This window comes from Ectopseudomonas oleovorans (assembly GCF_003052605.1).
Lineage (GTDB): Bacteria > Pseudomonadota > Gammaproteobacteria > Pseudomonadales > Pseudomonadaceae > Aquipseudomonas > Aquipseudomonas oleovorans_A.
The window spans coordinates 17362-29214 of record NZ_QASO01000037.1; the positions used below are offsets into that span (position 1 = coordinate 17362).

The following is an 11853-nucleotide window of genomic DNA, read 5'->3' on the forward strand; positions in this document are numbered from 1 at the left end:
GACCCTTTGTGGTCAGCGGTATTCAGTGCCGGTGCCCACCGGCGCAAAAACGGGCTCCCTTTGTGCGCGGATGTGCGCCAGACGATGCCGGCCCCAGCCACGACATGGGCCGGGTGTGATTGCTGATGAGCAGACGGTTCTAGCGACGACCGGGCCTGCAACAGCCCACGGGTGGTTATTTCCTCCCGAGCCGAAGGTCAGCGAGCCTTCGGCGCCTTTATCTCTCCGATCAACGTTCCGAGCCAATGGCCGGCCACAGCAACAGGAAACCGACGCATGCAACAACCGGAGAAAGTACGAGCCGCGTTCGAGCGCGACCTTGGCAACAAGGTGCTGTTCATCAAGGGCGGCAAACTGCTATTCATCGATGGCATCAATCTCAAGGCCATCGCCGACCGTAAGGCGTATTTCGCTTCGCTGCGTGCGCGGCAGGCGCAACCCATTGTGGTCCTGGCCGAACTGGGACGGGACGAGGCATTCGCCCTGTGGAAGCAGCATGTCCTGGGCGACACGCCCGAGTGAGCCAACGCAGCCACGCACCACCCTGACGGCCCGCACTCGATGCGGGTTTTCTGTCTCGGCGGCCATCAATCCGGGCTGGGCCGAATGCCGTTTTCCAACTGACGCAGCGCGGCCCCCGCACCAAGCTGCCCGCATGTTAGCTGATTCGTCAGCACATGCCAGCAGCCATGGGTTCCAGGCTGCCGCGGGTTCTTCCCGCGTAACCCGCCAGTCCGTATCGCATCAGGTCTGCGGACACGCGTCCCCGTGACGCCGATGCTTTTTATCCACCGCGTGCGGGAGCTGCCATCCCGTGAGGGACAAGGCCCTCGCTTCTCCAAGGAGCCCATCCATGTCCCAGCAAGCCTCTTTCGGCCAGTTGGCCTTGATCCATTGCGGCAAGTTCCTGCCGCTCGAAGTCCTGCATAGCGCCGCCGGCCACTACATCGGCACGCGCGATACCGAAGGTCCCGTTTCGCGGGAATCCAGCGAGTACTTCCGCAGCTATGTCGCGGCTCAACGTGCCCTAGAAAGAGGCGGCTGGTCCCAGCTCGCCACGCCCTGATCCAACTGGAGGAATCACGTCATGAACCAGCTTTTGCCACAGGAAGTCGTCGATCAGATCATGCGGGAAGAGCAGCATTTCGCCGCCGCGCCCCAAGCCTTCTTCGAGGCCTGGAAGCGCGGTGTAGAGATCGCTGGCCCGCAATGGTTTGGCGACGGCACACGCGAAGGCCTGAACCAGGCCAAGAGCAAGTGGGATCTGCGTCCCGACATGCTGCGTGCCAACGACGCTCTCGGCGTCCTGAGCAGCGGAGAACGCATGTTCCTGTCCGCCATGTTCAGCTTCTACAACGCGCGCGAGGGCGGTGCCATGCTCAAGCGCTGCCACTTCCAAGGACTGTCGGACTTCGACGGTCTCGATCTGCAACGCCGCAAGGTCATCGCCGACCTGCTGGTGAACTACAGCGGTTGGTGAGCCAGCTTCCGGAATATCACCACCTTGTCGTTCGCCACCCCATGAGGGACATGCGCCCACCAGGCCATGTCCCTCAATTTTCCCTCCGTCAGCCAGCGCCGATTGGCCCAAAGCCATCGATCAGTGCCGCCTGACGCTTTTTCGACTTTCAACCCACCGGGGTCCAGTTCCCGGTGGCGGGGATTGGCTCCATTATTCAATCTGGAGAAATCCTATGACCCAGAATCCCAACCCCTTTGTACGCGGCTACTGGAATCTGAAAATCGTCCGAACGCTGTGCATCAGCTACGAGGACGGAAGCCCGCATGTGTGGCGAAATATCCACCCGAGCCAGCAACACCTTTCCGACGAGGAGCTGATTGCATCGTCCTGCATCGTCACCAGCGATTTCGCGGTGGTCACGAACCACTCTGAACCTGTGAGTGCCGAGGTGCTGGCCGAATGCGATGCCGATGAAGGCGTTAACGGCGAAGGCGTGGTCGGAGCCGTGGTCTATGCCATTCATGGCGAGGACTTCGACGGTCGCCTGATCCACGTCGGTGACAGCTATTCGGTCGAGGCCGCGCGGGAAGTCGTACAGCGCCTGAGTTTCGAGACCGGCTACTACAGCCGATGCTGGGAGATCAGCAGCGCGCACATCAGCCCGGAAACCGGCCAGTACCTCGCCAATCTGGCAGACCTTGCCACGCCGGAGGCCTTTTTGTTCATCGCCTTTCGGGTTCCGTACAGCCCGGCGATCGGCGTCAAGCTGATCTCCACGCCCTGGACGGACAAGAACCTGGAGCACGCCGAGGGCATCACCGCCGAGCAGCTTCGGCAGGAGCACCGCAGCAAGGGCATACCCGCCGACCTGGCGAACATCCTGGAGCTGGCTGGCCAGGCCGATGTGCGCATCCTCATCCTCGACGCTGACGCGCCCGTGTTGCTGGGCCTGCCGCTGGCCGAGCCCTAGCAAACACACCACGCGCCCACCTTCCTCTTTGCCCTCCATGCCAGCCCGTCTCCTTTCTGGGAGCCGGGCTGGTCCAATTCCATAGGAGCACTTTATGTTCCCCGACCTCATCTCGCCCGCACGCGACTTCGAGCATCAGCTTGGAGCCTGCGTCAACGCCATGGGCCAGGACGACGCCATCGGCCAGATTCTGGTGTTCGAGCGCTTGAGCGGCATGCTGCACATGCGCCATATCGCCAGCGCCGATCTGGCAGACACCGACATTGATGCCTACGAAATGGTCGTCTTCGACGGCGGCAATACCGGCGGCGACTCGTGGAAGCACGTGTTCTTTCCACGTCAGCGCGAACACTACTTCGTGTACCAAGTCTGACCACCCAGCCGCTTTCGAGGGGCCTTTTCTTGTCGCGGCGCAGGAAAGCGGGTGCGGCGCGGTGCGGTTTCCTGAGCGCAGGCCGCTCACTCAAGGGCCATCTTTACCCCATGTTCGTCGGCGTTGCCGACACATGCCCAGGCAGCCAAGACCTTCAAGGCTGCAAGCGCGGGAAACCGTGCTGGTTGTTTCTTTCTACGGACGCATCGCGCCCATCCACCCACAAGGGACCTCTCCCTTGCGGGCGGGGAATCCCTTGTTCTTCCTCAAGGAGATTCACATGGATCGCTCTCTTATCAAGACCCTGATGCCTTCGCTGGTCGCAGGCCATGTGCCCCGCAACGTGCGGTCGTTCAAGTACCGCGTGTTCGATGATCAGCCACAGTCCTCGACACTGGGCTTTGTCATTGATCCCCAGCCCTTCGACGGCAAGGTGGTCGCAGCCAGCGAAGACGCCATCGTCGTCAAGCTCAAGCCCAGCGAGTTCGCGGTACTCGATCCCAACCTGGTGACCACCGTTCCCAGCGAGGGCACCAAGGTGCATGTCCAACCCTACGCACGGCACCGTTTCGATGGGCTGCGCGCGGACACCCCGGAAGAGCGCACCGAGATGACGTCCGACGGGGTTCCCTACACCGTCAAGACGCACATCCTCGGCTCTGCGCCGGCCAAGCTGCCCATCCCCGAGCCGCAGTGCATGGAACTGGGCCAGCTCATCCAGCAGTTGGAGGAAATGCCGGCGCCCGATGGCTTCCGGCGGATCACCCACATGCTGGTCGATGCGGGTGCCCGGGACTTCACCTGGGTCGATCCCAAGCCTTCCAAGATCATCGAGACACCTCCTGCGATCAGCTTCACGGTCTCGACCGCGAAGTTCGCCGGCCAGGTGACGATCCTCTACCAGCCCGGCAGCGATACCTATGCGGTGGAGCTGCGCCGCGACGGCGAGTTGGTCGATCGGCACGACGAGGTGTATTTCGACATGCTCGGCGAAGTGCTGGAGCGACTCGTCGACGACGGACGTTGGCGCCTGATCGATGTGAGCGTGATCGGCGCGGAGACGTCCCGACGGCGCCGCGCTGTACCGGCGTGACACCACGAAAAGTACCAGGCGACATGCCCCCACAGGCTCTCCCTCCATTCGGAAGGAGGGCCTTTTTTCTGCCGTGGGAGATTTCATCAAAGGGAATCGATCGGATACCGATTGATGGCTGCCTCGCGCGCGAGGCCTGGCCATGCTGAGCCCATGCCTGCTGACGTTGTCAGCGACATGCCAGGCAACCATCGGTCTTCGAGGTTGCGGCGCAGTTCCCACTGCGTGACCGAGCCAGCTCGCACCGCATCCATCCGCGAGCGGCCACCAGTCTCTGGTGGTGGATGCTTTCGCCTTATCAACCCATCGCGGGGTTACGCACCTTTCCCCGCTGCGTGGGGCCGGTGTGTCTCCGCTTCATCCCTATGGAGATTCACCATGAGCACCACGTCCAACGAGAAATCGTATTTCGACCTCCACACCTCGGGCATCGGTTACATCCAGCGTGCCCGTGAAGTGCCTGTTCGGGGCGGCCGCCGTGCGCAGCCTTTCCTGGCATGCACCATCGCCGCGCTGGTCGGTTCCGCAAAGGATCCCAGCTATCGCTATTTCGACGTCAAGGTCTCGGGTGCCGAGGCCAAGAAGCTGGTCGAGCGCTACATCGGCGTTGACGATCCCAAGCAGCGCCCACTGGTGCGCTTTCGCCTCGGCGACCTGTGGGGCGATGCGTATATCCGCGACAAGGGTGAGCAGAAAGGCCAAGCCGCCGCGTCCCTCAAGGCGCGACTGCTCAAGGCCGAGCCGCTTGACCGGGCCGAACTGGCTTCGATCAGGCAGCACGAGCTGGTCACCCGCGGCATCGGCTACCTCAGCCGTCCGAAGGACGTCACACCCAAAGATGGCGACCCGTTCCTCTCTTGCACCGTCGCCGCTCTGGCCGGGCCTGTCGATGAACCGGAGTATCGGTACTTCGACACCATCGTCACCACCCCTGAAGCCGAGCATCTGGTTCGCCGGTGCGTGCAGGCCATCGAAGGGGACTGCAAGGTGCTGATCGCTTTCCGTCTCAACGACATGAAGATCGATCCGTACATCCGCACCAAGGGTGAGCGCGCTGGGGAACCGGCCGCAAGCCTGGATTCGACACTGATCCACATCGGCCTGATCAAGATCGACGGCACCAAGGTCTATCCGACGAGCCCCGCGCAAGCAGATTCGCCGCCGGCCCAGGACGCTCCCGCGCCCGAAGCCGAGGACGCCGCCCCCGCTGCAGATCAGCCTGCCGAGCCCGCCGAGTGCGAGCCCGAAGGTGAAGTCGAGGAGCAGGAGCCGGCATTGGCTGCTTCGTTCTGATCCGGCATGGCCCCTCATGGGGCCTTGCCGCTTCTCCTTGCTGCATCTGCAGCGTCCTCCATCCGCATAGCGCGCTCGCGCATTTCTTCCCCCGAGTTCCGCGTGGTCAGACGGCCGCGCGGTTGTCGCATTTTTCACAGGAGAACAGCCATGTCTCTGGCATCCCGTTTTGCTCCGCAGTCCCCGATCCTGCGCTCAGATCGCCCGCTCTCGGACGACCGCATTCGCGCCATTGCTCCATCAATCTTCGCCGACGCTCCGCATGGGAGCCGATCCGAGCGGTATGCCTACATACCGACCTCGACCGTGCTCGCCAAGCTGCGCCAGGAGGGTTTCGAGCCCTTCATGGTGTGCCAGACGCGCGTGCGCAACGAGGATCGGCGCGAGCACACCAAGCATCTCATCCGACTTCGCCATGCCAGCCAGATCAACGGCGACGAGGCGAACGAGATCATCCTGCTCAACAGCCACGACGGCACGAGCAGTTACCAGATGCTGGCAGGCATGTTCAGATTCGTCTGCCACAACGGCCTGGTCTGCGGCGATACCACCGCCGACATCCGTGTCCCGCACAAGGGGGATGTGGCCAGCCAGGTGATCGAAGGCGCCTACGAAGTCCTTGAAGGCTTCGAGCGCGTGAAGGACTCGCGCGATGCGATGTGCACCATCACCCTCGATGAGGGCGAAGCAGAAATCTTCGCGCACTCAGCGCTGGCACTCAAGTACGACGATCCTGCCAAGCCGACGCCTGTCACGGAGCGTCAACTGCTCGCGCCCAGGCGCTGGGACGACCGCAGGGATGACCTGTGGGCCGTCTTCAACCGTGTCCAAGAGAACCTCGTCAAGGGGGGCCTGAATGGACGCTCGGCCAATGGCCGCAATCAGCGCACCCGCCCGGTGCAAGGCATCGACCAGAACCTGCGCCTGAACCGGGCGTTGTGGCTCCTGGCCGAAGGCATGCGCCAGCTCAAGGCGTGATGCCAAGTGGACCTTGCCCACCTCGGGCGAGGTTCATTTCCTCTCATCCACCGGCTGCCACCAGCCGTCCGTCATTCATCATCAGGAGTACCACCATGACAGCCAAATCGGCACCCGAGCAATCGGTTTCGCCCATCATCGTCCCCGGCCAGCTCACGCTGCGTACCATCCGCGGCAAGAACGGCCCCTTCACGGTCGGACGCCTCGCCACGCACCTTGGTACGTTCGAGGTCAAGGACCCGGAGCTGGAGCAATACCCCGAAGGCAAGTACGACGGGGAGTTCATCATCAGGTACATCTTCCCGAAGTCCTACCCGGTCGGTGGCGGCATGCGCTTCGAGATCCGCGCCAGCCTGGACGGAATGACGCTCTACGACATCGACAAACTGAGCCGTGACGAGGCACGCAGCTTCGCCACCCAGGACCTCGATCCACTTGATGAAGAGTTGGGCACACAGCCTGCAGGAACGCCGGCAACACCGGCCAAGCCCAGCAAAACTTCCAGGCCCGCCAAGCCCGCACCAGTGCAGGCATCCACGGACCCGCTGGTTGATACCACGCCCTTCGGCGTGGATGCGCCGACGCCCTCTGCGGCAACTGCTCCCGGCAGTACCGAAGATGGCGACGCCGCGCTGTTCAGCCTGCTCTGGCCGCTGGGCGAGTCCGTCAAACTGGATTCGACCATCGACCGCCGCACCTTGCGCGCGCAGATCGTCCGCCTGGGCGAGCTGGGCTACGCGCTGGACTTCAAGACGCAGGAGTGGAGCCGCCAGGCCGAACTGCAACCTGCGTAGTACTGGACACCGCATCTGCGGTGTACTTCATCCACCCGCTGGGGGCCTTCCCCACCGGGGAGGCTTCTGGCTCAATTTTCCAGGAGGCCTCTCATGGGCTGGTATTTCTCACCCCAATCACGGTCTGAACTGATCGCGGAGTTGATTGCACCGCAAGAGACCGAGCGCGCCAGCGTTAAGGTCATCGCCCACGCGCTGCGTGGCAACGTCCTCTGGTCTGTTACGCAAGTCACAGCCAAGGCCGAAGGCGTACACCGTGATCTCGCACCGGGCCAGTCCCTGTGCACCATCCGCTGCGATCTGCTGGAGCGCAGCGGCGGCCAGTGGGGCTACAAGCCGCTGGACGAATCCATGCACCCGTACTACTACTCGTGCCCGCTGTCTTATCTGGACCTCGCACCGGAGCAGTCCGCCGAATGGCGTGCAGACGTTCGCGCCTACCACGCAAAGCGGCGCACACCCAAGGCAAGCACGGCCCCAGCTACGGCGCTGACGGTCTGAACCAGGGCGTTTTTCTTTCCACCCCAAGGGGCAGTGCTTGCCCCTGCGGGCGGTGCTGTTCCCTCTCATCCGAGGACATCACCATGCCCGCAAACACTTCCTCCACCACGCTGTACCGCATCGACGAATGCCCGGACGTGATGGCCGACGCTTGCGTCGGCGATGACCAGGGCAACCTGATCTTCCTGTCGATCTGGGCGCGGGACACCGCCGTCCAGCAGTTCCTGGCTCGCCTGACCCTCGGGCGCGACGAGCAGGGACTGGAGCAGTTCCACCTCATCACCGACCAGGGTGGCAGCGTTCCGGTGTTCGTCGGCAACGTCGATCGCCTGGAAAAGCGCATGACCCGCGCCTACCGGCGAACGCTGTTCGGTTCGCTGTCCAACGTGTGGCTGTTCGATCGGCGCTGCGTCAAGCCCGACAAGGCCAACGCCAGCGCACTGGCATTGCTGCCCCGCGATAGCGACCACCGATTTGACCGCCTGTGGCCGTTGGTGCAGGACACCTGCCCACTGCCACTGCTCGACCACTGGCGCGAAACCGTGCTGGAACTGCTGCAAAGCCGCGAGATGCTGACCCGTTTGCCATTCGCCCTCGGGCCTTTGGTGGGCCATCGGCTCGCCATCGACGTGCCGGCGCTGACCCAGGCGCTCGGCTCGCTGATCCGCAGTGACGTGCTCACCGCCTACCCATACCCGGCCAAGATTTGGACGCCGGAAACGGTAGCGGCTTGAACCACCTGCGCAGGTACGCCAAGGCCCGCCTGCGCCATTTATCCCCGCCAACCAGGAGACTTCCATGGCTCTCATGTTCCCGCGGCTCGCCCGCAATTTCGTGAAGAACGGGTACTTCCCGACCGACGAACCGACGCTCGAAAGAGCCCTCAATGCACTGATGCCCAGTGCGCCTGAATCCAATGGGCCGATGTGCATCCTCGATCCCTGCGCCGGCGAAGGCGTGGCGATTGCCGAAGCGGCTCATGCCCTGGGGCGCGAGCAGGCCAAGGCGTTCGCCGTCGAGTTCGACGCAGAGCGGGCGCGCCATGCCCGCAGCCTGGTCGATCACTGCCTGCACGCGGATCTGATGGACACGATGATTTCCAAGCAGTCCTTCGGGCTGCTCTGGCTCAATCCGCCATATGGCGACCTGTCCAAGGACGTCAACGGCAACATTGGCTATCAGGGTCAGGGCCGTGCCCGCCTCGAAAAACTGTTCTACCAGCGCACGCTGCCCCTGTTGCAGTACGGCGGCGTGCTGGTCTTCATCGTTCCCGGCTACGTGCTCGACGCCGAGCTGGTCGGCTGGCTGACGCGCCACTACACCGACCTGCGCATCTACCGAGCGGTGGAAACGCAGTTCAAGCAGGTGGTGATCTTCGGACGCCGGGTGCGCCAGCGCGAGCAGACGCCCGATGGCGTCAAGGCCGTGCGCAATCTGCTGCTGCAGGTTGGGCTTGGCGAAGTCGAAGCCGAGGAGCTGCCGAGCGAGTGGCCGTTCCTGCCGTACATCGTCCCCGCCAGTCCGGCCGAGCCGGGGCATTTCTTCCGCGTGACGATGGAGCCGGAGCAGTTCGCCGATGAGGTTGGCAGGCTGCAAGGCCTCTGGCCGTCGCGGGATACGCAGTTGGGAGCCGCGCAGCAGACGCTGCGTCCTCCGGCGCGAGCCTTGTCCCACTGGCATCTCGCCCTCGCTCTGGCCGCGGGCGCGATCTCGGGAGTCGTGCAATCCAAGACGGGGCGCGTACTCGTCGTCAAAGGTGACACCCACAAGGACAAGACGCTCCAGCGGGAATTCACCGAACGCGAAGACGGCTCGATTGCCGAGACGCGCATCCTCACCGACAAGTTCGTTCCCGTGATCCGCGCGTGGGACATGACGCCAGGTTCCGCCACGCGGGGCGAGGTGTTGACCATCCGCTGATCGTTTCTCCACCGCCGACGGCTCGCCGTCTCTCTTCCCACCACGGGGCATGCCATCGCCCCGCTGGGGTGGTGCATGTCCCATTTTTCTTTGGAGCACCACCATGTCCGTTGATCTCGACACCACCGCTAACGATGCAGAGCCCGTACAGGGCGAACTGCTTGAAGCGGAATCCAACCCTCTCACACTGAGCCTTCAGGATTTTGTCGGCGAGTTCGGCGACGAACTGCTCGACTCTCTCAACCGCGCCAACCCGCCGGTCTATGCCGGTCAAGCACAGGCGCAGCGACAACTCGTTGTTGCCAGCCTCAAGCGCAAGTTGTTCCAGGCCCAGGCCGACGTTGTCCATGCCGCCGCCGAGCTGTTGGTCGATCAAGGCGAACGCGCTGCGATCGTCAATGGCGAAATGGGTTGCGGCAAGACGACTGTCGGCATCGCCACGGCCGCCGTGCTCAACGCCGAAGGCTACCGCCGTACCCTGGTGCTTTCGCCTCCCCACTTGGTCTACAAGTGGCGGCGCGAGATCCAGGAGACGGTGGCCGGCGCCAAGGTCTGGGTGCTCAATGGCCCGGATACGCTGGTCAAGCTCATCAAGCTGCGCGAGCAGTTGGGTGTGCCGCCCACAGGCCAGGAATTTTTCATCCTGGGGCGCGTCAGGATGCGGATGGGGTTCCACTGGAAGCCGGTCTTCAACCAGCGGCGCACCCGCCACGGCGACGTGGCGGCCTGCCCGGACTGCGGCACACTCATCACCGACCTCGACGGCGAGCCGGTCAACCCGATCGGGCTCGAAGCCGAGGAGTCCCGCAGGAAGTGCAGCCACTGCGCCGCGCCCCTGTGGACGCTGATCCGCCCGCGCAGCCTGTCCGGCAGCGACCAGTCCTCGGTCGTCCTCAAAGCCTTGAAGCGCATCCCTACCATCGGGGAAGTCACCGCGCAGAAGTTGATGCAGAAGTTCGGTGACGGCTTCCTGGCCTCGATGCTGGGTGACAACATCCATGAGTTCATCAACCTCATGGATGGCAACGGCGAGCTGGTGTTTTCCGACCGTCAGGCCACGCGCATGGAACGTGCGATGGCCAACATGGAGTTTGGCTTTGGCGAGGGCGGCTACCAACCGTCCGAGTTCATCAAACGCTACCTGCCGCAAGGCACGTTCGACCTGCTCATCGCCGACGAGGCACACGAGTACAAGAACGGTGGCAGTGCCCAGGGCCAGGCCATGGGCGTGCTGGCGGCGAAGGCTCGCAAGACCTTGCTGCTGACCGGCACGCTAATGGGCGGCTACGGCGATGATCTGTTCTACCTGCTGTTCCGGGCACTGCCAGGACGGATGATCGAAGACGGCTACCGCCCGACCACGAGCGGCAGCATGACCTCGGCTGCGATGGCGTTCATGCGCGATCACGGCGTCCTCAAGGACATCTACTCCGAGAGCGCCGGCACGGCGCACAAGACGGCCAAGGGCACCAAGGTATCGGTGCGCACGGTCAAGGCTCCCGGCTTCGGCCCGAAAGGCGTCTTGCGCTGCATCCTGCCGTTCACGATTTTCCTCAAGCTCAAGGACATCGGCGGCAACGTCCTGCCGCCGTATGACGAGGAGTTTCGTGAAGTCCAGATGGACGTGGCGCAAGCTGCGGCCTACCGCGATTTGGCGGGTCGGCTGACCGCAGAGCTGAAACAGGCTCTGGCGCGACGCGATACGACCTTGCTGGGGGTGGTGCTCAACGTGCTGCTGGCCTGGCCGGATTGCTGCTTCCGGTCGGAGACCGTGGTGCATCCGCGCACGCGCAACACCTTGGCGTTTGTCCCGGCTCAGTTCAATGAGTTCGAGATCAGCCCCAAGGAGCGTGAGCTGATCGATATCTGCAAAGCGGAGAAGGAACAGGGCCGCAAGGTTCTGGCCTACACGGTCTATACCGGCACGCGCGACACCACGTCGCGCCTGAAGGGGCTGCTGGAGCAGGAGGGCTTCAAGGTGGCGGTACTGCGCGCAAGCGTGGATGCCAGCCGCCGAGAAGACTGGATCGCCGAGCAACTGGACCGTGGCATCGACGTGCTCGTCACCAATCCCGAGCTGGTCAAGACGGGACTGGATTTGTTGGAGTTCCCGACGATTGTGTTCATGCAAAGTGGCTACAACGTGTACTCGCTCCAACAGGCAGCACGCCGCTCCTGGCGCATCGGGCAGAAACAGCCCGTGCGCGTGATCTACCTCGGCTACGCCGGTTCCTCGCAGATGACCTGCCTGGAACTGATGGCCAAGAAGATCATGGTCTCGCAGTCCACCTCGGGCGATGTGCCCGAATCGGGGCTGGATGTGCTCAACCAGGACGGCGATTCCGTCGAGGTCGCACTGGCCCGGCAGTTGGTCGCTACCTAATTTCCACGCCATCGCCGGCCTAGCGCCGCCGGCTTTCTGTTCTTCCCACCTTGCAGCCACGTCCCGCAGTCTCCGCAGGACGTGGC

At 63.4% G+C, this 11853-nt stretch carries 13 protein-coding genes; all 13 read left to right on the top strand.

The genetic code is table 11. From position 1 onward, the window contains the following. Nucleotides 1-276: 276 nt before the first annotated feature. Nucleotides 277-522 carry a hypothetical protein gene (locus tag DBO86_RS06560; protein WP_102774530.1) on the top strand — a complete coding sequence of 82 codons (246 nt, stop codon included), beginning with the start codon at nt 277-279 and terminating at the stop codon, nt 520-522. A 331-nt stretch (nt 523-853) separates the two neighbouring features. Further along, nucleotides 854-1066 carry a hypothetical protein gene (locus DBO86_RS06565; RefSeq protein WP_009876578.1) on the top strand — a complete coding sequence of 71 codons (213 nt, stop codon included), beginning with the start codon at nt 854-856 and terminating at the stop codon, nt 1064-1066. 21 nt (nt 1067-1087) lie between these two features. Beyond that, on the top strand, nt 1088-1480 hold the full coding sequence (locus DBO86_RS06570) for a hypothetical protein (RefSeq protein WP_009876579.1): 393 nt from the start codon (nt 1088-1090) through the stop codon (nt 1478-1480). Between the two features lie 214 nt (nt 1481-1694). Continuing rightward, nucleotides 1695-2432 carry a DUF5983 family protein gene (locus DBO86_RS06575; RefSeq protein WP_108233280.1) on the top strand — a complete coding sequence of 246 codons (738 nt, stop codon included), beginning with the start codon at nt 1695-1697 and terminating at the stop codon, nt 2430-2432. 94 nt (nt 2433-2526) lie between these two features. Beyond that, nucleotides 2527-2805 carry a hypothetical protein gene (locus DBO86_RS06580; RefSeq protein ID WP_012205964.1) on the top strand — a complete coding sequence of 93 codons (279 nt, stop codon included), beginning with the start codon at nt 2527-2529 and terminating at the stop codon, nt 2803-2805. Nucleotides 2806-3085: 280 nt separating this feature from the next. Next, nucleotides 3086-3898 (top strand): GTPase, encoded by an 813-nt coding sequence (locus DBO86_RS06585; RefSeq protein ID WP_108233281.1) that lies wholly within the window; start codon nt 3086-3088, stop codon nt 3896-3898. A 378-nt stretch (nt 3899-4276) separates the two neighbouring features. Beyond that, entirely contained in the window at nt 4277-5191 is a 915-nt protein-coding gene (locus DBO86_RS06595) for a DUF3577 domain-containing protein (protein WP_026383897.1), read from the top strand. A 150-nt stretch (nt 5192-5341) separates the two neighbouring features. Beyond that, the gene (locus tag DBO86_RS06600) at nt 5342-6169 is read left to right on the top strand and encodes a DUF932 domain-containing protein (protein WP_108233282.1); all 828 of its coding nucleotides are present in this window, start codon (nt 5342-5344) and stop codon (nt 6167-6169) included. 95 nt (nt 6170-6264) lie between these two features. Continuing rightward, entirely contained in the window at nt 6265-6963 is a 699-nt protein-coding gene (locus DBO86_RS06605) for a DUF3275 family protein (RefSeq protein WP_108233283.1), read from the top strand. 93 nt (nt 6964-7056) lie between these two features. Further along, nucleotides 7057-7464, top strand: coding sequence for a hypothetical protein (locus tag DBO86_RS06610; RefSeq protein ID WP_108233284.1), 408 nt, complete (start codon nt 7057-7059; stop codon nt 7462-7464). 83 nt (nt 7465-7547) lie between these two features. Next, nucleotides 7548-8198, top strand: a complete 651-nt coding sequence (locus DBO86_RS06615) for a hypothetical protein (protein WP_026383901.1) — start codon at nt 7548-7550, stop codon at nt 8196-8198. A 40-nt stretch (nt 8199-8238) separates the two neighbouring features. Continuing rightward, nucleotides 8239-9384 (top strand): DUF6094 domain-containing protein, encoded by a 1146-nt coding sequence (locus DBO86_RS06620; RefSeq protein WP_279630252.1) that lies wholly within the window; start codon nt 8239-8241, stop codon nt 9382-9384. Nucleotides 9385-9487: 103 nt separating this feature from the next. Next, nucleotides 9488-11767: a helicase-related protein gene (locus tag DBO86_RS06625; RefSeq protein WP_108233286.1), complete on the top strand. Its 2280-nt coding sequence runs from the start codon at nt 9488-9490 to the stop codon at nt 11765-11767. The last annotated feature ends 86 nt before the right edge of the window (nt 11768-11853 follow it).